Origin of the sequence: Mammaliicoccus lentus (genome assembly GCF_947036595.1) — a bacterium.
Classification (GTDB): domain Bacteria; phylum Bacillota; class Bacilli; order Staphylococcales; family Staphylococcaceae; genus Mammaliicoccus; species Mammaliicoccus lentus.
In genome coordinates this window covers 1,533,527-1,555,543 of the sequence record NZ_OX344834.1, presented here as the reverse complement: position 1 = coordinate 1,555,543, position 22,017 = coordinate 1,533,527, and the positions used below count along the sequence as shown (strand labels likewise).

Here is a 22,017-nt window from a genome sequence, read left to right as displayed (position 1 = left end):
GAAACAAGATTTATGAGATTTTTTGGAGGCCGAGATATTTATTTTATTTTAGGTCTGCTTATACTCATTGGTTTAACGGTATTTATATTCCAAAAAGTTTCATTTATTTTCGAACCATTAATCACAGTAACGACAACTTTAATTGGCCCAATTATCGTTGCGTTTATAGCATTTTATTTATTTAATCCAATAGTAAACTTTATGGAAAGGATGAATATTTCACGATTATGGGGAATCCTTATTTTACTACTTATTATCATTGCAGGTATTACGTTTATAGTTACTTTATTGATTCCAGTCGTACAGCATCAAATAGAAAGCTTTTCAAAAAACTTACCTACATATATAGATGAGTTTAGCGATAAAATTAAACAGTTATCCAAAAATTCGTTTATAGCGGATTATTACACTCAAGCTCAAAATTGGTTACAACAAAACTTTAGTGATATTCCTAAAAAAATATCAAATTCAGTAGGTAGTTTCGGAGACAAATTCCAATCATTTGTTTCTACTATTACGCATGTCGTTGTTATTATTGCGACATTCCCATTTGTGTTATTTTTCTTATTGAAAGATGGAGAAAAATTTAGAAACTATTTCATTAGTTTAATGCCTCCTAAATTTAGAAGAGATACACATGATTTAATTGATAAAATGAACCTTCAAGTTGGTTCATATATTCAAGGACAAATGATTGTAGCATTCTGTATTGGTGTATTACTATTTATTGGCTATTCAATCATTGGACTTGATTACGCATTAACATTAGCAAGTATTGCTGCTGTGACAAGTGTAGTGCCTTATTTAGGGCCTATGATAGCTATTTCACCAGCAATCGTATTGGCAGCGATTGATTCACCATTTATGCTACTTAAACTTGCAATCGTTTGGGCAGCAGTACAATTTTTAGAAGGGCATTTCATTTCGCCAAATATTATGGGTAAAACGATGAAAATTCATCCACTTACAATTATATTTGTATTGTTATGTGCAGGTAATTTAGCTGGCATAATAGGTGTTATTCTGGGAATTCCAGCATATGCTATTATTAAAGTAGCTGTAACACACGTATTTACTTTATTTAAACGCAGATATAATAAATATTATAAAGATGATTCAGGACCATATGAAATAGAAGATAATAAGGTAATAAAAGAAAATTAATGATCTTCTACCATAAATCTAATTAAGAATAAATAAGACTAGCAGTGAAGAATTCTAATACAATAGGATTCTTCACTGCTTTTTTATATGTAATAGCTTTCAATCTATATATAAATACAAATTTATTGAATTTTATGGTATTATTTGGTAGAAGGAATGATTAAGAGGTCGAAATATGAAATTATTAAATAGTAAGAGCATTATTTCATTTTTAAAAATCCCATTTATATGTCTAGTGTTTATAGTCGTCATTTATATTCTACATAATGAAATATCTAAAATTAACTTTAAAAAGACATTTGTGTTATTTAGAGAAATGGATACATTTATATTTGTCGGTATTGTTATTTTAGGTGTACTATCTGTCCTAATATTATCTTTATATGACGTGATGTTAAAGCAATCATTAAAAATTAAACTACCGCTACATAAAATTTTATCAATTAGTTTCATCATTAATACTTTTAATAGCATTTTAGGATTTGGCGGATTAATAGGTGCTGGAATTAGAATTTATTCATATAGAAATGAAGTCCAAGATAGAAAGGTGCTCATTAAGAGTGTGTCTTTATTATTACTTTCTATGTTAAGTGGGCTGAGTTTATTATGTTTATTAATTGTTCTGCATTTATTTAAAGTCGATACATTATTAGATAATATTTCATGGGCTAAAATTGTTTTATATATCGGCAGTGCTTTTTTACCGATATTTATAATCTTTTCAATTTTAAAGCCTTCCACAGAGCAAGATAGATTATTAGGTGTTAAGTTCACAATAGTTTCAGCGTTCGAATGGTTAGCAGCGAGCTTTTTACTATATGTTATTTTACAGGCTCTAAATGTTCATGTAGATTATTCACATTTAGTAGGTATATTCGTTATTGCAGCTTTATCAGGACTAATGAGTATGATTCCAGGTGGATTTGGTGCTTTTGATTTAGTAATATTATTAGGCATTAAATCGTTAGGCGTACCAGAAGAACAAGTTCTATTGGCTTTATTACTGTATAGAATTGTTTATTATTTCTTTCCATTTATTATTGCTCTTGGACTGTCTACATTCGAGTTTGGGAGTATTATTAGAAAGTATATCGAAGAAAGCAAATTCTATACGCCTGCAATGGATACAACTTCATTTATTAAAGCTATTCAGAGAGATTTATTGACGAAAATTCCTTCTATCGCATTAGGATTATTAGTCGGAATAACTGGGTTTGTTTTATATTTTAATCATGTATTTATTTTATATGATGCTATTTATTCTCATCATTATACGTTTTATTCTATTTTACTAGCTTTACATACCGCTGCGACACTGCTTTTACTTATTTGTTCTAAAGGTGTAATGTCCGGGACAATGCGATCCACATTAATGAGTATTATATCAACGCTAGTATTAATGTTCGTGTCGATTTTAACGAACGGTACAATTATTGCATTTTTATGGTTAGCAATATTATTAATATTGTTATTTATAGGTTATAAGAATGCAAATGTCGTTAAAAAAATCGTTACACCTATAAAAATTTTGCTAAGTGGCATACTCATTCTTGTCATGTTTATTTTCAACAGAATTATCACAGTGAATTATTTAAATTTATATCCACATGAAGTTACAAAATTTGATAAATATGCCGTATTTAGTCTGTTTATAGTTGTACTCGTACTATTATTACTTCTAGGAACAGTCATAACATTTATACTTTCTAAAAATAATCAAAGAAATTTAACTAAAGATTTTAATTTTGAAACGATTGAAAATATCATTCAAAAATATGAAGGTTCTTACGTGAGTCATCTAGCGTTTACAGGCGATAAACAATTTTTTGTAAACGAAGATGAAGATGTATTTATTATGTATCGTCAAACAATGAATGCCGTCATTGTATTAGGTGATCCTATCGGAAATGAAGATAAATTTTCTGAAGTGCTAACTAAATTTTATGATCAAATGTATTTTTTAGGTAGAGACATCATTTTTTATCAAGTACAAACTAAATTACTTTCTTTATACCATGAATATGGAAATGTATTCTTTAAACTTGGTGAAGAAGCGCTCATTAACCTAGATACATTTACCTTATCTGGAAAAAAGAAAAGAGGTATGCGCGCAACATATAATAAACTTGAAACTGAAGGTTATCTATTTGAAATTTTAGAGGCACCATATAGTGAAGAAGATATTCAAATGATGAAAACTATAAGTGATAATTGGTTAAATGGTAAAAAAGAAATGAACTTTTCAGTAGGCGCTTTTAATTTAAATTATTTAAATAAAGCTCCAATTGCTGTTATACGTCATGAAGCATATGGTATCGTAGGATTTTGTTCATTAATGTATACAAATTATAATCAGTCGATATCGATTGATTTAATTAGATGGAATAAAGATATTGATATAGCAGTGATGGATGCACTATATATTCACATGTTGCTTTGGGCTAAAGAACAAGGCTATAAACAATTTAATATGGGTATGGCTACATTATCAAATGTAGGTTATAACAAATATGCATACTTAAGAGAGAAATTTGCTGCTAAAGTTTTTGAAAATATGAACGGTATATATAGCTTCCAAGGTTTAAGAAACTACAAACAAAAATACCACCCAGATTGGGAACCAAGATTTCTAGTCTATAAAAAGTATAGTTCATTATTATGGAATTTAATAAGAGTGAGTTTAACGATAAATTATAAAATAAAAAATAACGATAACACCAAATAGCGAGGTGTTATCGTTATTTTTTAATCTGCACGTGTTTCTTTTATACGTTTAAACCAGCGATATAGAACATATAATACAATAATCGCAATAATGATGATAAATAATTTAGAATATATACCTGCGAATTCAATTATTTTATGCCAATGACTTCCTAATGTCATGCCTAATACAATCAGTAGTATATTCCACATACCAGTACCGATTGCTGTTAATACAATGAATAAAGGTATATTCATTTTTGTGATTCCTGCAGGTAAAGATATCAAAGTTCTTACTATAGGAATAAATCTTCCGATAAATATAGCCCAATTTCCATATTTATTTAGCCAAGTAATTGTTTTATCTAAATCTTTAGTTTTAATTCCTATGTACTTACCATGCTTATGTATTAAACGATATATACGTTCTTCGCCAATCCAAGCACCGATGCCATATAATACTAACGCACCAAGCACCGCTCCTACAACTGCTAATATACATACGACGACAATACTTAAATTAGATTGTGTTGTCATAAATCCTGCAAATGTTAATACAATTTCAGAAGGGAAGGGATGTATAATATATTCTAAAAACACGAGTATAAAGATACCTACGTATCCATATTGGGTCATAAAATCAGTAATCCATTGTTCCATAATTAACTCCTTATGTAATGATTTATGTCAAAAATATAATTAACTTTAAACAGAAAAATAACAGTACAGTACACTATTGTACATACTTTACTGCTATTTAACTAAAGGTATATTTATTTTTTAAAACGACTTCTTTCTAATTGCTCTTCTTTATATCTTTCAGGATTTTTCTTATAAAAATCTTGATGATGATCTTCTGCTTCATAAAATGATTGATATGGTAATAATTTTGTTACAACTGTTTGATTTTCAGGTAATTTATCGTTTAACTGTGCGATATATTCTTCAGCTAATTTCTTTTGGTCATCATTTGTATAAAAGATAGCTGTTTGATATTGGGAGCCACGATCTTGAAATTGCCCATGAGCATCAGTAGGATCTATAATTGCAAAAAATATTTCTAATAATCTATTGTATGAGAATAATGCAACATCGTATTGGATTTCAACAACTTCGAGATGTCCTGTTTCTCCTGTCTTTACTTCTTCATAAGTTGGATTTTCTGTTGTTCCACCCATGTAACCTGAAGTGACTTTATCAATACCTTCATACTCATCGAATGGTTTAACCATGCACCAAAAGCATCCACCTGCGAAATACGCTTTATTCATATTCATTATAATTTTACCATCCTTTATTCAGTCTCAAGTCTTATTTTCCGATAGTTTCACAATTTTTTCTTGATTTTTAAACCATAAATTGGTTAACTTAGTGTATGATATTAATTATAATATAATTAATATCAATTTTGAAGATAAAAGGTTGGTAACAATGACTTCGCAAAATCAATCAGAAACAGATGACAATCGTCAAACAGATATACCACGAAGAACGAAAAAGCGTAGAATTAAAAAAGGGCCTTTTATTCTTTTAGGTATCATTTTGCTATTAATCGGGTTAGTATTCTATATAACTGCTTCATATAAGTCCGGCTTGAAGGTTTCAACTGAGAATGGTAAGGATCATCAATTACATAAGTTCCATAGTTCTACCAGAAATGATGGTAAGGTTAATGTGCTTGTGTTAGGGGAAGATCGTAAAGTTGATAACTCACAGCCTAGAACCGATTCAATTATGGTTGTTCAATATGATTACTTAAAGAAAGATTTAAAAATCGTTTCGGTCATGAGAGATATTTATTCTGAAATACCTGGTGGTTATCGAAATTACAAAATCAATACTGCATACTCACTTGGTGGACCAGAACTATTGCGTAAAACATTGAAGAAAAACCTTGGTCTTGATCCAGAGTACTATGCCATCATAGACTTTGATGGATTCGAGCAAATGGTTGATGAAATTGCACCAGACGGTGTTCCAATCAATGTTGAAAAGGACATGTCTGAAAAAATTGGTGTTTCTCTGAAAAAAGGTCAACATAACTTAAACGGGAAAGAATTATTAGGTTATGCGCGTTATAGAAATGACGAAGAAGGCGACTTTGGACGAGTAAGAAGACAACAACAAGTTATGACAGGACTGAAATCAGAACTATTAAGTGTAAATTCAGTTCTGAAAGCACCTAAAATTGCAGGTATTGCAAGAGGTTATGTTAATACAAATTTAGATGATCAAACAATTTATAAAACGGGAGCTAGCTTTATAGCTAGAGGCGATAAAGATATTAAGACTTTAACAGTGCCAGTAAAAGGCTCTTATACAAATGAAAATGATATTGAAAATGGTGCTGTTTTAAGTATTGATAAAGAACAGAATAAAAAAGCAATAAAAGAATTTCTTGATGAATAGTAGATGAGTATGGCATTTTATCCGTATTCAAAGTGAGAGGGAGCGAGACAGAAATCGTATTTTTTAAAGATTTCATAGTCTCGCTCCCTTTTTTTAATATATTTAAAAATTAAGAATCTGATTTACGAACGCCTGCTACACCATAGTGTTCAGGTTTCATTTCTTCAATGATAACGTGTATATTTTCTTTTGGAGCTTTAGCATTCTTATGTACTGCTTCGGTAACATCATTAACTAGACCTCTTAACTGTTCATCTGATCTACCTTCAATTAATTTAACATTTACGATTGGCATTATTTTCTCTCCTCATTATATTGTATATTTGCTGAAGGACCTGTATCACCGCGCCAGTCTTGCTGGCCATCATCTTCAATGAATTCGATATTAACATCCTCAACATGTGATAAGTCTAACAACTTTAATATAATCCGTTTTCTGATATCTGACAACTCTTTTAACGTAAAGTTCTTGTTTAACTCTAATAATGCTTCAATATGCAATGCTTCTCCTTCTTTAATGACAGCTAATCGTTTAATATCGGATACAGCTTTTTCATCTAGAATGATACGTGAAGCATGTATTTCTGATTCGTGATCAGCGATACCAAGAACACCTTGGGCATTTTCAACAAATATAATACCGACAATAATAAACATCATGATACCGATTATGACTGAAGCAATACCTTCAAGCATACCTAAGCCAGTTAATCGAGCAATGATAATGGATAATACAGCGATTATACCGCCACCAGCTGCTACTGTATCTTCCATAAATACAAGTTTTGTAGCGGGCTTTGCTTTGCTGATATTTAAATAACTTTTAGTGAAAGGTGTTAATAAACCTTTGCTGGATTCTCCAGCTTCTTCTAAAATTTCTTTGCCAGCTTTTCTTAACACTGTACCTTCTAAAACAATACCGATAACGAGTACGCCGATATTAATCCAGAAAAATAAAAGTGGGCCATCAGTATCATTAGGATGAATAATATGGTGAAAACCTTCTTTTACTGTTTCGTATGAAAGAATCCCAACAATTATAACTGCTATTAAACATACTAGATTAATAAGTCGACCATATCCAAGTGGGAATTTCTCATTAGGACTGCGTTTTGAAAAAGCAGAACCGAGAAACACGAATAATTGATTAGCTGCATCCCCAAAGGAATGCATCATTTCAGCAAACATAGCGATGTTGCCTGTAAAAATAAAAGCGAAGAGCTTTAAAAAACCAAGAATGAAGTTAACGATAGCAGCAGATAAAGAAGACATGCTACCTTTTTTAAGTAAATTGAAAAATCTGCTCATAACAAGCTCCTTTGCATATTAAATTTTTATAATGATAACATCTTAATTCCCATAATTTAATATTGCTAATCATTTTAGATACTTATAATTTTATTATGTAAACTATAAGTGTTGTTTGAAATTTCTTAAGACCATTAGCTAGGGAATGTGTTATACTATAAATGTATAATATCTAAATATGTCACACTATTTGATTACTATATTAATGTATCTTAATACATTAAATGTCTTATTACACCTTATCTATGAGTTGACACTTTTTTAATATAGATATTAGGTTTATAATAGAGTTAATACATAAAATTATGTAAACAAATTTAATAACTGAAATTCTGTATATTTGTTATGGGCATATATAGATGAGTAAATTAATATTGAAAGGGGCTCTGTAGTTAATTATGAATTCAATACATAAGAAAACAGATGTAATATTAATTGGTGGTGGCATAATGAGTGCGACTTTAGGCACAATGCTTAAAGAATTATCACCAAACTTAGAAATTAAATTATTCGAAAAATTATCTAAACCAGCTGAAGAGAGTTCTAATGAATGGAACAACGCAGGTACAGGACATTCTGCTTTATGTGAATTGAATTACACTAAAGAAGAGGCGGATGGTTCCGTTAATATTGATAAAGCAATCCAAATCAATGAACAGTTTCAGTTATCAAAACAATTTTGGACTTATCTTGTAAATCAAGGTAAGTTAGCTGATCCAAAATCATTTATTCGTCCTGTTCCACATATGAGTTTTGTTTATGGCAAGAAAAACATAGAATTTTTGAGAAAACGTTGTGATGCTTTATCGAATAATCCTTTATTCACAGGTATGACATTTACTGATGATTTTGAAACATTAAAACATTGGATGCCATTAATGATGGAGGGACGTCCGACTACTGAGGAAATTGCAGCAACTAAAATAGAATCTGGTACAGATGTAAACTTCGGTAATTTAACACGTTCACTTTTAAGTAATTTAAAAGATGAAGGTGTAGAGTTATATTACAATCATTCTGTTCAGAATATTCGAAGAAATCAAGATAACACATGGCAATTAAAAATTTATAATAGTGAAACGAAGAAAACTGAATATCACAACACTAAATTTGTATTTATTGGTGCTGGTGGCGGCAGTTTACCGCTGTTACAGAAGACAGGTATTAAAGAATCTACAAATATAGGTGGCTTCCCAGTTAGTGGTTTATTCATGGTATGTAATAATGAAGACGTTATTGCTAAACATGAAGCCAAAGTTTATGGTAAAGCTAAAGTCGGCGCGCCGCCAATGTCAGTACCACATTTAGATACAAGATACATTGAAGGTAAAAGAACATTATTATTTGGACCTTTTGCCGGATTTTCACCTAAGTTTTTGAAAACAGGTTCAAATTTAGATTTAATTGAATCTGTTAAACCTAATAATGTTTTAACAATGCTATCTGCTGGATTAAAAGAAATGGGATTAACGAAATATTTAGTGGAGCAAGTACTTTTATCTGATGAAAAACGATTAGAAGAGTTAAAAGAATTTATTCCAACTGCAAAATTAGAAGATTGGGACATTGTAATTGCTGGCCAACGTGTGCAAGTAATTAAAGACACAGATGAAGGCGGGAAAGGGACACTTCAATTTGGTACAGAGCTTGTCACAAGTGAAGACGGTTCAATATCAGCTTTACTAGGTGCTTCTCCAGGTGCTTCTACAGCAGTACATGTTATGTTGCAGTTATTAGAAAAAAGTTTCTCAGAACAATTCCCAGAATGGAAACAAAGAATTAAACAAATGATACCTTCATATGAAGTACAATTGTCTGAAAATCCTGAAGTATTTGATGAAATTAATACATCAACTTCAAAAGCATTAGGATTATATAAATAATAGAACTATAAAATTTTGATACGCTTCTTTCAAAGCACACTCTAAAAAGTGAAATCTTTGAAGGGAGCTTTTTTTGGTAATATAATGTGAAGGTATCGAAATACATGCACATTAGCGTATAATTTTCATGTATTTATAATCTGTATATTTAATCGTATGTAACAAATTTACAAATTTCTTTAACTCTAAAATAAAAATTGATTTTATTCTCTTTAACTTTTAACCCAATCGCGTTAAACTATTCTTAATGAAGATTAAGGGGGGTTCACTCTATGTTTGAAAAATTACTAACTTCTATTGGTATCGGTAATTTAAAAATTGATACGAGACTAGAAAAATTAACTTTTAATGAAGAAGAACCAATTAAAGGTAAAGTGATTTTTTATGGTGGTTCATGTGACATTAAAGTAGAATATATTATGTTATCTTTAATTGAAAGAGTTAACAACAAAGATGAAGATAGTGATTTTGCTGAATTTGATAATGTATTGCATAAATACAAAGTTAATAAATCTTTCGTTATTAAAAAAGGTGCACAACAAGAATATGAATTTGAATTCAAATTAGAACAGATTGATTTTAAAGGTGAACCTGAAGAAATCTTCTTAAAAACACATGTTCATATTGATCAATCTGTCGGTGCAGATGACGAAGAACGATTAATTATAGTAAGATAGTGTTCACTATTAGTTTATAAAAATATTATTATTTTAGTATTGTAACGTTCATGTCTAAATTCTTAAAAACACACCACAAAAGTAGGGTAATCCTTAGCTTTTGTGGTGTGTTTTATTTTTATTTTGGAATAACAGGGATTAATAAGGGAAACCTTCTTTTGAATACCAATACATATAACGTTTCAGTTGATTAAAAACATTATTTATACAAAAATAAACGTATTAACGTTGAAATAGAACGTATGTTCGTATATAATAAAAATATATTCAGTCGATTGAGGGAAGGTGACATTATGTATGATTATCATTTATGTGAGGACCGAGATATCTTATGTATAGATCAGAAAAGCTTCTTTGCGAGTGTGTCTTGTATTATGAAAGGGCTGGATCCGTTAACAACAAAATTAGCAGTAATAGCAGATACTAAACGACAAGGTTCTATCGTGTTAGCAGCTACGGAGCCTTTGAAAAAGTTAGGTGTAAAAACTGGATCAAGATTGTTTGAAATACCTCATAGAAATGACATTTACATTATTAATCCAAGTATGAAACGATATTTAGAATATTCTGTAGCAATTACTAAGATAGCTTTACGTTACGTCGCACCTGAAGATTTTCATCAATATAGTATTGATGAATTTTTTATAGATATTACGGATAGTTACAAACAGTTTAGTTCTACACCAAGAGCATTTGCTCAACGTTTAATGAGAGAAATCAAAGAAGAAACCCAAATTCAGTGCGCAATTGGCATAGGCTCTAATATGTTATTGAGTAAAGTTTCATTGGATATGGAGTCAAAGACAAATGAAGATTTCATTGCTGAGTGGAGATATCAAGATGTACCGATAAAGTTATGGCCCATAAATCCACTTAGTAAATTTTGGGGGATTAATCATAGAACTGAGAAGAAATTAAATGCTAAAGGTATTTTCACAATTGGAGATTTAGCGCACTATCCACAGCAATATTTAAAGAGAGAGTATGGTGTAATTGGCACAGACCTACATTTGCACGCAAATGGTATAGATTTAAGCAAAATTAAAGAAAAGCATCGTATTATGAATCCGACGATATGTAAGAGCCAAATACTGATGAGAGATTACTACTATCATGAAACAAAAGTAGTATTATTAGAATTAGTAGAAGAAGTTGCGATGCGTTTAAGATCAAGAGATTTATTAGTTAAGACCATATCTTTTTCAATGGGATATAGTGGAGAAGGCGGCGTTAATAAACAATATACTTTAAAAGATGGCACGAATTTAACTATGGATATATTTAGAGTGATTTGGAGCTTTGCAGAACAATTGTGCGATAAACAAGCAAAATATCGAACATTAAGCGTCACTTTAAATAACTTTGTGCCAGAAAGAGCAAGACAACTTAATTTATTTATTGATGAATTTGAAAGACAACGAGATGAAGCACTTGAGAAGACAATCGATAAACTTAAAAGAAAATACGGTCCTAATGTTGTATCTAGAGCTGTGTCATATACACCAGCAGCTACAGCAAGAGAAAGAGCAGGACTCATAGCAGGACATAAAAAGTAATTTATATAATAAATCTATAAACATAATATAAATGTGTGTAAAAATATAATATTTGACAAACTATACACACATTTATATACTTAATTTTGACCGATAATCAAATATGGGGAGTGGTGCATGTGATTAAACAAGTTACACCTTATCTTTACTTTAACGGAACTTGCGAAGAAGCATTGGCATTTTATAGTGAAGCGCTAGACGGAAGTGTAAGAGAATCACAAACATATGGAGATGCTGGCATAATAGCAGAAGATCCTAAGAGAATTTTGCATGCACAATTAGAGGTAAATGGTCATATATTAATGTTTTCAGATGTTCCTAATAATGACGAGTCTCTCAATAAGAACCATAATATATATGTTGTTTTAGATTTTGAACAAGAAGAGCAAATTAAAGAAGTTTATGAAATATTTAAAAAAGAAGGTCAAGTACAAGTAGAACTTGATAAAATGTTTTGGGGTCAAACCTATGCTAAAGTTATTGATAAATTTGGAATAGGTTGGGATTTTTCATATACCCATCAAGAATAAATAATAAAAAAGCACATCGGCTATAAAGTCGGTGTGCTTTTTAGTTATTCCTCTAAAGTCTCAGCTATCTCTTCCCAAGCTCTATTTCTATGTGATTGCATAGCAAATCTAGCCGCATTTTTATCTTTAGCTTCCATACAAGCTATAATAGCACGATGTTCCACAATAGATTGGTAAGGTATAGGGCGGTTATTGATTGTATATAATCTAGCTCTGTATAATTGATCAGCATGTATATTAATTACACTGCTTAGTCTAGTATTTTGTGCAAAACTAATTAAATCAGCATGAAATTGGTCATCTAGAATAGACCAATTATATAAATCATTTCGATCAAGACTTTCTTGTTGGAGAGATACAAGATGTTTTAAATGATTAATGTTTTCTTGAGTTATTTTTGAGGTAGCTAATTCTACTGCTAATCCATCTAAACTTTCAGTAATTTCATAAATCTCTTTTAAATCTTGCTTTTTTATCGGGTTGATAATAAATCCTTTTCTAGGAACGAGTGTGAGTAAACCTTCAGTCTGTAATCTAACTAATGCCTCTCTAACAGGAGTACGACTCATCTCTAGAACTTCAGCAATTTCTCGTTCTAATAATGTTTGACCAGGTTTTAATTTCAATTGTTTTATAGCAATCCGAATAATATGATAAGCACGAATAGGTAAGCGTTGTTCATCAATCTGCTCAGCTATTTGATTTAATGTGACTTTCAATTTTTGATATTCAATTAGTTCGTCGTTTGACATAAAATCTCCTCCAAAATTAAACAATAAAAAAACGTCTATCTCGTATATTAGTTAAGTATATTATACCAGAAAGACGTTTTATCAAATATGAATAGAAGTTATTTATCTAATCTATTATTTTACAATTTTGGAATTTAAATTTTGTATGATAGCATTAGTCATTTCTTCAGTTGTAGTGTCTCCTCCTATATCTTGAGTAAGTGCGCCAGAATCAGTTGCTTTTTTTATAGCGTTATTTAATTGCATTGCTTCATCTTTGAGACCGAAATTATCTAACATTAATGCCGCACTTCCAATAGCACCAATAGGGTTTGCAATTCCCTGTCCAGCAATATCTGGCGCAGAGCCATGAACTGATTCAAACATACTAGGATATCTCCCGTCAGGATTTAAGTTAGCACTAGCTGCAATACCTAAACTACCAGCTAAAGCACTACCTAAATCAGATAAAATATCTGCTAATAAGTTTGATGCTACAACCACTTCTAAATCTTCGGGGTGAAGCACAAAGTTTGCTGCCATAGCATCTACTAACCATTGATCAGTTTCAACATCAGGGTATTCTTTACTTACACGTTCAAAGACTTCATCCCATAGCACCATACCATATTGTTGAGCATTACTTTTAGTTACGCTTGTTACTTTCTTACGCTTTCTCTTTTTAGCAGTTTCAAAAGCAAATCTGATAATACGTTCACAGCCTTTTTCAGTAAATAATGAAGATTGTACTGCTACTTCATTACCGGGACCTCTACCAGTAAAGTTTCTTCCACCAATACCTGAATATTCTCCTTCCGAATTTTCGCGTATTAATACCCAGTTTAATGATTCAACATTGGGGTGATTAAGTTTACTTTTTACTCCAGGTAAAAATTCAACTGGTCGAATGTTTGCCCATTGGTCAAAGCCTTGACAAATCGCTATGCGAAGCCCCCACAAACTAATATGATCCGGAACATTAGGAAAACCCACTGCTCCAAAATAAATTGCATCATGATTTTTTATTTGTTCTAAACCATCTTCGGCCATCATTTTCTCATGTTCTAAATAATATTCACATCCCCAAGGAAAATAATCATACTCAAATGAAAATTTACCGTTTGATTGTTCTGATAAGTGATTTAAAACACGAATACCTTCATTAATAACTTCTTTACCAATTCCATCGCCAGGTATTACTGCAATCTTAAATGTATTTTTCGTATTCATATTATCTCTCCTTTTCCTTTGTTATAAACTCATTATCAAACAACGTATACATTAAAGTCAAGTTATAATGAATTTAATCGTATATTAAATAAATTAATTGACTTAATGTATACGTTAATGTAAGATTAGAAAAAATGAAAACGCTAACATAAATTTGAAGGGGGATTTTATTTATGGATGCATCAATAATCACGCTAATATTTTTAGTATTTGCAATTATCATGTTTGCTTGGGAGAAAATACCCTTGTCTATTACTGCTATGATTGTTGCAGTAGGTTTAGTTTTAACAGATGTTCTAACAGCAGAAGAGGCGTTTGCAGGATTTGTAGATAGTAATGTACTTTTATTTATGGCGATGTTTATAGTAGGGGGAGCATTTTTTGAAACTGGGATGGCTCAGCAAATAGGAGGCATCGTTACAAAATTCGCCAAAACAGAAAAGCAATTAATTGTAGCAGTAATGTTAATAACAGGTTTAATGTCAGGGGTATTATCTAATACTGGAACAGCAGCAGTGTTGATTCCTGTTGTTATTGGAATTGCAGCTAAAGCTGGATTTTCGCGTTCTACCTTATTACTACCTCTAGTATTCGCAGCAGCGATGGGAGGAAATTTAAGTTTGATTGGTGCTCCAGGTAATATGATTGCTCAGTCGTCATTAAAAAAAATAGGGGAAGGCTTTGGCTTTTTTGAATATGCAAAAGTAGGATTACCAATATTAATAATTGGTATTTTATATTTCGCAATAATTGGTCGTAAGTTACTTCCAAAAAGAGAAGAGACAGATCTGGATGAAGATTCTATATATGCACAACAAGTTGACTATTCAAATGTACCTAAATGGAAGCAAATTGTAGCATTAGGTGTATTAATTTTAACTGTTATTGCAATGATATTTGAAAAACAAATTGGTATACCATTATATATATCAGCATGGATTGGAGCATTAATACTTGTAGCAACGAGAGTTATAACAGAGAAAAAAGCAATGAAAACTATAGATATGAATACAATACTTCTATTTGTTGGATCACTTGCTTTAGCAAAAGGAATAGATGTATCAGGAGCAGGTAAAGAAATAGCTAATGTATTAATAAATACACTTGGTAAAAATCCTTCCCCCTATGTATTGTTATTTGTAATTTTAGTATTATCTGCAGTGATGACAAACTTTATGTCGAATACTGCTACAACAGCTTTGTTAGTACCAATTAGTTTATCTATAGCAAATGGTATGGGAGCAGATCCAAGTGCTGTAGTAATGGCAACAGTTATTGGTGGATCTTTAGCATTTGCAACACCAATTGGTATGCCAGCAAATACAATGGTGTATGGTCTCGGTGGATTTAAATTTAAAGATTATGCTATCGCAGGTATTCCTTTAATCATATTATCTATTATTATTTCAATGATATTACTGCCAATTTTCTTCCCGTTTTATTAAACAAAGTTACAATTTTAATTATTTTATGTATCATAAGATATAAAGTGAATATAAATGAGGTGCGAAAATGAAAGTTTTAATTTCACCTGATTCTTTCAAAGGAAGTATTGATGCTTTAAATGCTGCTAAAGCAATTGAGTCGGGTATTCATAAAGTTGATTCTACAGTAGAAACTGAATTACTACCTATGGCTGATGGTGGAGAAGGTACTATGATAAACCTTGTACAGGCAACAAATGGCACAATAAAGACTATTAATAGTAGAGATCCCTTGAATAGAGAAATGAAAGCTGATTATGGTATTACAGGTGATGGGCAAACGGCGATAATTGAATTAGCGACAAGTTCTGGTATTGATTTGCTTTCGGCTGATGAATTAAATCCGTATGTGACAACGACTTACGGTACAGGATTACTCATTAAAGATGCTCTTGAAAAAGGAATAAAGCACTTTATCATATGTTTAGGTGGAAGTGCTACGAATGATGCAGGCGTGGGGATATTACAAGCATTAGGTTATCGATTTTTAGATAAAAACAAACAAGAAATTAAATTTGGAGGCATACATTTAAAAGATATTGAATCGATAGATGAGTCTCAAGTATTAACAAATTTAAAAAATGCACATTTTGATATTGCTTGTGATGTAACGAATGTTTTTGTCGGCAAACAAGGTGCAAGCCATATTTTTGGACCGCAAAAAGGTGCTACATACGAACAAGTAATTGAATTAGATCATGCTTTGAATCATTTTGCTCATGTCGTTGAAAAAGATAAAAATATTTTTATTAAAGAAATAGAAGGTGCTGGTGCAGCTGGAGGAACAGCTGGTGGATTAATGGCTTTCTTGAATACAAATATTGAAAGAGGTATCGAACTTGTAATAGATTTTGTGAATTTTCACGACCTTATAAGAACGCAAAACTTTGACTATATATTTACAGGAGAAGGAAAAATTGACGGTCAAACAGCAGGAGGAAAAGTTATTTCAGGAATTTGTAAAGTAGCCTCTGATTATAATATTCCAGTTATTGCAATAGGAGGTTCTGTAGAAAGTGATTTATCAGAATTACATAATCAAGGTTTAACAGTAGCATTCAGTATTACTACAAAACCAGTTAGTTTAGAATATGCTATTAAAAATGCACAAAGTTTAATAGAACAACAGTCAGAACAAATATTCCGACTGATTTATCGCAAGTAATAAAATGAAAATGTTAGATATAAGGATAGTAATAGTTTTTTATTGTAGTTGGATTAATGAGTAAGAAAATCCAATAAAAGTGTGGTTAGTGAAGTGCACCCTAAAAGTTGAACCAAAAATAAACTTTTAGGGGTGTTCATTTTATGAATAAAAAATATAGCTTAAAATTTAAATTAAAACTAGTTAAAAGATATAGAGAAGGCACTAATAGTGCTACTAGTATAGCTCGTGAATTTGGCATTGGGCGATCATTATTATTTTGCTGGAATTATCAATTTGAATATTTTGGAGAAGCAGGGTTATCTCCTAATAAAATTTCTAGGTATTATACTGACGAAGAAAAACTTCATATCTTACGATATAGAAAGAAATATCAATTATCTTATAGAGAAACAGCGATTCATTTTAAAATAATTAATTATTATTTAATAAGTCAGTGGCAGTCTAAATTTGATAAGTGTGGTATTCTTGGCATAAATAACATGCGTGAAAGTGAGAGACTGCCAATGATTAGAAAAAATGAAAATAAGAAGCTCAACGATAGTGAGAGAGCCGAATTAGAATATTTACGTGAACAAAATAAGCGATACGAAATACTTATGGCGTACGAAAAAAAGTTAAACACCTTAATTCAAGAGGATCAAAAAAACAAAAAGTGATAGCTATTAATGAATTAAGGTCACAAACAAATTATAAACTGAAAGATATATTAGATGTGGCTCAAATTGCCCGTAGCGTCTATCATTATTGGATAAAGAAGTTAGAGTCTAAAAATGGTGTTTATAATAAATTAGTTAATTTAATTAAAAAAATTGTACATGATAATAAGATGAGATATGGATATAGACGCGTTACGCTAACACTAAAAAAATTAGGTTTCATTATTAATCATAAAAAAGTACTTAGAATTATGAGAGAGAATAATTTATTATGTACAAAATTTACACGTCGCTCACGCTCTTTAAAAACATATAAAGGACAAATTGGAAAAGTAGCTAAGAATATGTTAAATCGTAGATTTAAAACCGATCGCCCATTACAAAAATTAGTGTCAGATGTTACACAATTCAATATAAAAGGCTCAAATGTAAAGCTCTATCTTTCAACTATTCTTGATATATATTCTGGTGAAGTTATTTCATTTTCGATAAGTAAATCGCCTCAATTGTCTTTCGCCATGGAATCGTTAATTACTTGCATTGATAAACTAAAAAATTTGAGCTATCGAACTACTATTCATACAGACCAAGGGTGGCATTATCAACATAATTCCTGGGTTTCTACTTTAAAGGAAAATAATATATTCCAAAGTATGTCCCGTAAGGGAAACTGTTTAGACAATGCGCCAATGGAAAATTTCTTTGGATTACTCAAACAAGAAATGTTTTACGGTATGAAATATGATAGTTACGATGTTTTAAAAAAAGATATAATTCAATATATTAAGTATTACAATCATGATCGTATCAAGACGAAATTAAATGGAATGTCACCTGTAGAATACAGGGAAAATTTCAAAGTAAATATATTATAAAAAAGTCCAACTTTTAGGGTTCACTACATAGTTGGATTAATGAGTAAGAAAATCCAATAAAAGTGTGGTTAGTTGGATTAATGAAGTAGAAAATCCAATAAGAGTGTGGTTAGTTGGATTAACGAAGTAGAAAATCCAATAAGAAGGTGTGTAGTTGGATTAATGAGTTAGAAAATCCAATAAAGGTGTGGTTAGTTGGATTAATGAAGTAGAAAATCCAATAAGAAGTTGTGTAGTTGGATTAATGAGTAAGAAAATCCAATAAGAGTGTGGTTAGTTGGATTAATGAAGTAGAAAATCCAATAAAGGTGTGGTTAGTTGGATTAATGTCATAGAAAATCCAATAAGAGGTGAAAGGGTGAGACATCTTTATGTCTCACTCTCTTTTTGTATATAAAATTGGTCATTTTGACTAATATACTTGTCAAAATGACTATAATAATGTATATTAGATGTCGTAGGTAGGTGGTTTAATGAAGAATAGAGTAAAAGAATTAAGAGCACGTGAGGGTTATAACCAGACGGAGCTTGCTAAAAAAGCAGGTATTTCTAGACAAACTGTTTCATTAATAGAACGTAATAATTTTATGCCATCAATACTGACTGCTGTGAGAATAGCTAGAATACTAAAAGAAAACGTTGAAGAAGTTTTCATATTCGAGGAGGAAGAACTATGAAAAAGAGTAAAATCATGTTATTTGGTAACTTGTTATTATATTTAATAATAGGCGGTATTATAGGTGGATTAACATCGGTTGTACTAAGCAATAATTATGAACTATTTGAATTTAAATTATCAAAAACGCAAACAGATATAACAAGTGTAGTGTTGGCTATTATATATATTATTCTAGTAATCGCTCTACTTAATGTATATAAAAAAGCACAAAGATTAAGAGAGACAGAAACAAATATTGATAATGAAGATGAAATAGAAATTCAGATTGAGCGAACGTTAATTTTAGCTCCAGTCATTTTAGGTATTAATACTGCAATTGCTTTATCTATTTTAAATATAACGATAAATATGGCAGAAGAAGTAAGTATTTTATCTACGTTAATGGTAGTAGTAACACTATTTGTAACAGCACCATTAACATATATGCACATGTCTGCCATGAGAAAATTATATCCAGAACGTAATTATCCAAAGCCAGGCGATAAAAAGTTAAACGAAAAACTTATAAATATGATGGATAGTGGTGAACAGTATATTACATTGCTAGCATTACAAAAAACATATTCACTGAATCAACAAATCATCATTTCGATTATCGCTTTAGCATCTATATATTCATTGGCTTCACATGATAATCAATTTTTCTCAGTAACACTTATGATTCTGCTGTACCTTGTTAATACAATGTATTACACTAAACAAGTTTCACAAACTTTGTAGTAAATAAGAAGAGGACAGATACTCTAACGTGCAAGAAATTTTAAACAAGCTCGTTACATTTTCTAACGAGCTAGTGGTAGTAAACAAGCACGTTAGCGCTATTAAAAGCTTTGATTTTTATTAATTTGCCTTAAATTTTATATGATATCAACGGCTAACGTGCAAGAAATTTCAAACAAGCTCGTTACATTTTCTAATGAGCAAGTGATTATAAACAAGCCCGTTAGCACTATTAAAAGCTTTGATTTTTATTAGTTTGCATTAAATTTTATACGACATCAACGGCTAACGTGCAAGAAATTTCAAACTGAAATAATCAGTTAAGTGATATGCTTATTTATTTTGAGTTAAGATTTGTGTTTTTATTCATAAGTACTCTTCTTCTATATTTAATCGTTCTTCTTTAATACCTTCTTTACTAAGTGGTTCTAAGTGACCGTGAATATATGTTTGATAGTCATATTGTTCTACTGTTTTAATATAATGATAGTATTTTTCTTTGTCGTATCCACCGTCTAATAAGTAGAAATCACCGGTATCGGCATCTCCAGCGAACAATACTTTGTCTTCTTGAACATAAGCAACTACACCGTCTTCTGAATGGGGATTTACAATGCGTTGTACTTCTAGCGTTACATTACCTAAATCAAATGAACAATGATCTTCGAATGTCATATCTGCATTGACAACTTTAATTTCTGAAATATCATCATACTCGATTTTAATATGTGTATCACAGAATTTACATTCTTCACCAGAGTTTAAGCGTTTTGCCATTGCTTCGGGTGTCCATGGCCATTGTTTTAATTTAGTTAATGTTAAATCTGTTTCTTTTTCTGCAATTGTTATACCATTAAATGCATGCATAGCAAAAGTATGGTCCCAATGCCAATGCGTAATTAACGCTACTTTCGGTTGAGGTAAATTAAGTTTTTCTATTTCATTTAGCATTTCTGTTAAATGTGCAGGCGAATTACCTGTATCTATTAACATGCTATATTTTTCTCCATGTATATATCCTAAATTAGGTCTATCTCTATGACTATCAAAAGGTAATATATATACATTCTTACTGATTTGTTTAAGTTTCACAGTCATCTTCCTTTTCAATACAATAGTGATATTATATCATCAAAATTTAATATCGCACATTACAAAGTATATGTATCGAAAGTATTCAATGCTTCTATAGCTCTATCACGATCATTATTAGATTTAAAACTAAGTCGCAATGCACCCATGATATCTTCTCTAATTTCTAAAATTCTAATGTTTGTAATAGAAATATGTTGTTGCCCTAAAATTCTCGTAACTTCACTGATCATACCTGGTTTATCTGGGATATCTACGTATAAATCAAAAGTAGAAGTCAAGGCACCTTGTTCTTTAACAGGCAAGTTGTCACGATATTCTTTTGCAGATTGGAAAAAGTCACGAATTAAACTTGGATTTCCTTCTTCGATAACTTCTTTCGTCTGTTCCATTTGTTCAATCCAATTATTCATTAACGTTACAAGATGGTCTTTATTTTCTAAAGTAATATCTCTCCACATATCCGCATTGCTACTCGCTATGCGAGTAATATCACGAAAACCTCCGGCAGCTAGCGTTTTTACATATTCTGAAACTTGTGTATTTTCTTCATTCATATGAATAAGGCTAGAAGCGATAATATGAGGAAAATGACTAACTACGCCGGTAACATAATCATGCTCTTTTGCAGACATCTTAATAAATTTTGCTTTAGTTGGTTCTAATAAATGTTTAACTTCACTATGAGCCGCTTCATTCTCAACTTGGTCATATATCAAGACATAATAAGCATTTTCAAATAGGTGTTTCTTAGCATTTACAACACCAGATTTATGACTACCTGCCATAGGGTGTCCGCCAATTAAATGAACATCTTTATTTAATAATTTTGATTCAAGTGTACTTAAACCAAGTTTTGTACTGCCTGTATCTGTGACGATAAGGCCAGGTTTCGTATCAATGTTTAATAATCTTTTACTGTACTCTATTGATTGTTGAACGGGTGTTGCCAAAATAATTAAGTCAGCTTCACTTGCAGCTGAATCAAAATCATGTGCAACTTCGTCAATGATGCCCATAGAGTAGGCAATCTCTGAAAATTTATCAAAACAGTCAAAACCTGTTATATGTATGTGTGGATGATGAAATTTAATATTTTGTATTAAACTTCCTCCAATTAAACCTAGTCCTACTATAAATATACGTTGCATA

21 protein-coding genes are annotated in these 22,017 nt (G+C 30.9%); 13 read left to right on the top strand and 8 right to left on the bottom strand.

Annotation, left to right across the window (positions count from 1 at the left end):
* Positions 1–12: 12 nt before the first annotated feature.
* Together ACNMOQ_RS07705 and mprF are read left to right on the top strand one after the other, a co-directional pair.
* The gene (locus tag ACNMOQ_RS07705; RefSeq protein WP_082892512.1) at positions 13–1,164 is read left to right on the top strand and encodes an AI-2E family transporter; all 1,152 of its coding nucleotides are present in this window, start codon (positions 13–15) and stop codon (positions 1,162–1,164) included.
* A 175-nt stretch (positions 1,165–1,339) separates the two neighbouring features.
* Positions 1,340–3,889, top strand: a complete 2,550-nt coding sequence (gene mprF / locus ACNMOQ_RS07700; RefSeq protein ID WP_416349651.1) for a bifunctional lysylphosphatidylglycerol flippase/synthetase MprF — start codon at positions 1,340–1,342, stop codon at positions 3,887–3,889.
* Positions 3,890–3,909: 20 nt separating this feature from the next.
* On the opposite strand, the gene ACNMOQ_RS07695 is transcribed toward mprF, so the two are convergent.
* A complete protein-coding gene (locus ACNMOQ_RS07695; RefSeq protein ID WP_064204981.1) occupies positions 3,910–4,527 on the bottom strand; it encodes a DedA family protein in 618 nt (205 codons plus the stop codon).
* A 113-nt stretch (positions 4,528–4,640) separates the two neighbouring features.
* The gene (msrA, locus tag ACNMOQ_RS07690; RefSeq protein ID WP_239706264.1) at positions 4,641–5,144 is read right to left on the bottom strand and encodes a peptide-methionine (S)-S-oxide reductase MsrA; all 504 of its coding nucleotides are present in this window, start codon (positions 5,142–5,144) and stop codon (positions 4,641–4,643) included.
* Between the two features lie 154 nt (positions 5,145–5,298).
* Here msrA and ACNMOQ_RS07685 point away from each other — a divergent pair, with 154 nt between their 5' ends.
* Positions 5,299–6,276: an LCP family protein gene (locus ACNMOQ_RS07685; RefSeq protein ID WP_016999572.1), complete on the top strand. Its 978-nt coding sequence runs from the start codon at positions 5,299–5,301 to the stop codon at positions 6,274–6,276.
* A 109-nt stretch (positions 6,277–6,385) separates the two neighbouring features.
* On the opposite strand, the gene ACNMOQ_RS07680 is transcribed toward ACNMOQ_RS07685, so the two are convergent.
* Positions 6,386–6,571, bottom strand: a complete 186-nt coding sequence (locus tag ACNMOQ_RS07680; RefSeq protein WP_016999571.1) for a 2-hydroxymuconate tautomerase — start codon at positions 6,569–6,571, stop codon at positions 6,386–6,388.
* On the bottom strand, positions 6,571–7,584 hold the full coding sequence (locus tag ACNMOQ_RS07675; RefSeq protein ID WP_103269146.1) for a cation diffusion facilitator family transporter: 1,014 nt from the start codon (positions 7,582–7,584) through the stop codon (positions 6,571–6,573). Before ACNMOQ_RS07675 ends, ACNMOQ_RS07680 begins: the two co-directional genes overlap by 1 nt.
* Positions 7,585–7,982: 398 nt before the next feature.
* Between ACNMOQ_RS07675 and mqo the strand changes: the two genes are divergently transcribed.
* From mqo to ACNMOQ_RS07655, 4 genes are all read left to right on the top strand, one after another.
* Positions 7,983–9,467, top strand: coding sequence for a malate dehydrogenase (quinone) (mqo, locus tag ACNMOQ_RS07670; RefSeq protein WP_416349650.1), 1,485 nt, complete (start codon positions 7,983–7,985; stop codon positions 9,465–9,467).
* 272 nt (positions 9,468–9,739) lie between these two features.
* A complete protein-coding gene (locus tag ACNMOQ_RS07665) occupies positions 9,740–10,144 on the top strand; it encodes a sporulation protein (protein WP_016999568.1) in 405 nt (134 codons plus the stop codon).
* Between the two features lie 293 nt (positions 10,145–10,437).
* Complete coding sequence (locus tag ACNMOQ_RS07660; RefSeq protein ID WP_416349649.1) at positions 10,438–11,700, top strand: Y-family DNA polymerase; 1,263 nt, start codon at positions 10,438–10,440, stop codon at positions 11,698–11,700.
* A gap of 119 nt (positions 11,701–11,819) precedes the next feature.
* Positions 11,820–12,230, top strand: a complete 411-nt coding sequence (locus tag ACNMOQ_RS07655) for a VOC family protein (protein ID WP_416349648.1) — start codon at positions 11,820–11,822, stop codon at positions 12,228–12,230.
* A gap of 44 nt (positions 12,231–12,274) precedes the next feature.
* On the opposite strand, the gene ACNMOQ_RS07650 is transcribed toward ACNMOQ_RS07655, so the two are convergent.
* Positions 12,275–12,982 carry a GntR family transcriptional regulator gene (locus ACNMOQ_RS07650; RefSeq protein WP_135020192.1) on the bottom strand — a complete coding sequence of 236 codons (708 nt, stop codon included), beginning with the start codon at positions 12,980–12,982 and terminating at the stop codon, positions 12,275–12,277.
* Positions 12,983–13,096: 114 nt separating this feature from the next.
* Complete coding sequence (locus ACNMOQ_RS07645; protein WP_070045228.1) at positions 13,097–14,191, bottom strand: tartrate dehydrogenase; 1,095 nt, start codon at positions 14,189–14,191, stop codon at positions 13,097–13,099.
* A 173-nt stretch (positions 14,192–14,364) separates the two neighbouring features.
* Between ACNMOQ_RS07645 and ACNMOQ_RS07640 the strand changes: the two genes are divergently transcribed.
* The 6 genes from ACNMOQ_RS07640 (at position 14,365) to ACNMOQ_RS07615 (ending at position 19,773) form a co-directional block, all read left to right on the top strand.
* Positions 14,365–15,636 (top strand): SLC13 family permease, encoded by a 1,272-nt coding sequence (locus ACNMOQ_RS07640; RefSeq protein WP_070045227.1) that lies wholly within the window; start codon positions 14,365–14,367, stop codon positions 15,634–15,636.
* A 67-nt stretch (positions 15,637–15,703) separates the two neighbouring features.
* Positions 15,704–16,840 (top strand): glycerate kinase family protein, encoded by a 1,137-nt coding sequence (locus tag ACNMOQ_RS07635; RefSeq protein WP_416349647.1) that lies wholly within the window; start codon positions 15,704–15,706, stop codon positions 16,838–16,840.
* Between the two features lie 143 nt (positions 16,841–16,983).
* A complete protein-coding gene (locus ACNMOQ_RS07630) occupies positions 16,984–17,499 on the top strand; it encodes a transposase (RefSeq protein WP_416349646.1) in 516 nt (171 codons plus the stop codon).
* Positions 17,496–18,374, top strand: a complete 879-nt coding sequence (locus ACNMOQ_RS07625; RefSeq protein ID WP_082892532.1) for an IS3 family transposase — start codon at positions 17,496–17,498, stop codon at positions 18,372–18,374. Before ACNMOQ_RS07630 ends, ACNMOQ_RS07625 begins: the two co-directional genes overlap by 4 nt.
* Before the next feature lie 473 nt (positions 18,375–18,847).
* Positions 18,848–19,051 carry a helix-turn-helix transcriptional regulator gene (locus ACNMOQ_RS07620; protein ID WP_016999561.1) on the top strand — a complete coding sequence of 68 codons (204 nt, stop codon included), beginning with the start codon at positions 18,848–18,850 and terminating at the stop codon, positions 19,049–19,051.
* Positions 19,048–19,773, top strand: coding sequence for a DUF3169 family protein (locus tag ACNMOQ_RS07615; RefSeq protein WP_415362756.1), 726 nt, complete (start codon positions 19,048–19,050; stop codon positions 19,771–19,773). Before ACNMOQ_RS07620 ends, ACNMOQ_RS07615 begins: the two co-directional genes overlap by 4 nt.
* Positions 19,774–20,139: 366 nt before the next feature.
* Here ACNMOQ_RS07615 and ACNMOQ_RS07610 read toward each other — a convergent pair whose 3' ends face one another.
* Positions 20,140–20,871 (bottom strand): MBL fold metallo-hydrolase, encoded by a 732-nt coding sequence (locus tag ACNMOQ_RS07610; RefSeq protein ID WP_416349645.1) that lies wholly within the window; start codon positions 20,869–20,871, stop codon positions 20,140–20,142.
* Between the two features lie 53 nt (positions 20,872–20,924).
* Positions 20,925–22,016 (bottom strand): prephenate dehydrogenase, encoded by a 1,092-nt coding sequence (locus ACNMOQ_RS07605; RefSeq protein WP_016999549.1) that lies wholly within the window; start codon positions 22,014–22,016, stop codon positions 20,925–20,927.
* Position 22,017: the final 1 nt, after the last annotated feature.

Bases quoted from the DNA above. Each gene is read 5' to 3' on its own strand.
- ACNMOQ_RS07705 (WP_082892512.1), top strand. From the start codon at position 13: ATGAGATTTTTTGGAGGCCGAGATATTTATTTTATTTTAGGTCTGCTT.
- mprF (WP_416349651.1), top strand. From the start codon at position 1,340: ATGAAATTATTAAATAGTAAGAGCATTATTTCATTTTTAAAAATCCCA.
- ACNMOQ_RS07695 (WP_064204981.1), bottom strand. From the start codon at position 4,527: ATGGAACAATGGATTACTGATTTTATGACCCAATATGGATACGTAGGT.
- msrA (WP_239706264.1), bottom strand. From the start codon at position 5,144: ATGAATATGAATAAAGCGTATTTCGCAGGTGGATGCTTTTGGTGCATG.
- ACNMOQ_RS07685 (WP_016999572.1), top strand. From the start codon at position 5,299: ATGACTTCGCAAAATCAATCAGAAACAGATGACAATCGTCAAACAGAT.
- ACNMOQ_RS07680 (WP_016999571.1), bottom strand. From the start codon at position 6,571: ATGCCAATCGTAAATGTTAAATTAATTGAAGGTAGATCAGATGAACAG.
- ACNMOQ_RS07675 (WP_103269146.1), bottom strand. From the start codon at position 7,584: ATGAGCAGATTTTTCAATTTACTTAAAAAAGGTAGCATGTCTTCTTTA.
- mqo (WP_416349650.1), top strand. From the start codon at position 7,983: ATGAATTCAATACATAAGAAAACAGATGTAATATTAATTGGTGGTGGC.
- ACNMOQ_RS07665 (WP_016999568.1), top strand. From the start codon at position 9,740: ATGTTTGAAAAATTACTAACTTCTATTGGTATCGGTAATTTAAAAATT.
- ACNMOQ_RS07660 (WP_416349649.1), top strand. From the start codon at position 10,438: ATGTATGATTATCATTTATGTGAGGACCGAGATATCTTATGTATAGAT.
- ACNMOQ_RS07650 (WP_135020192.1), bottom strand. From the start codon at position 12,982: ATGTCAAACGACGAACTAATTGAATATCAAAAATTGAAAGTCACATTA.
- ACNMOQ_RS07645 (WP_070045228.1), bottom strand. From the start codon at position 14,191: ATGAATACGAAAAATACATTTAAGATTGCAGTAATACCTGGCGATGGA.
- ACNMOQ_RS07640 (WP_070045227.1), top strand. From the start codon at position 14,365: ATGGATGCATCAATAATCACGCTAATATTTTTAGTATTTGCAATTATC.
- ACNMOQ_RS07635 (WP_416349647.1), top strand. From the start codon at position 15,704: ATGAAAGTTTTAATTTCACCTGATTCTTTCAAAGGAAGTATTGATGCT.
- ACNMOQ_RS07630 (WP_416349646.1), top strand. From the start codon at position 16,984: ATGAATAAAAAATATAGCTTAAAATTTAAATTAAAACTAGTTAAAAGA.
- ACNMOQ_RS07620 (WP_016999561.1), top strand. From the start codon at position 18,848: ATGAAGAATAGAGTAAAAGAATTAAGAGCACGTGAGGGTTATAACCAG.
- ACNMOQ_RS07615 (WP_415362756.1), top strand. From the start codon at position 19,048: ATGAAAAAGAGTAAAATCATGTTATTTGGTAACTTGTTATTATATTTA.
- ACNMOQ_RS07610 (WP_416349645.1), bottom strand. From the start codon at position 20,871: ATGACTGTGAAACTTAAACAAATCAGTAAGAATGTATATATATTACCT.
- ACNMOQ_RS07605 (WP_016999549.1), bottom strand. From the start codon at position 22,016: ATGCAACGTATATTTATAGTAGGACTAGGTTTAATTGGAGGAAGTTTA.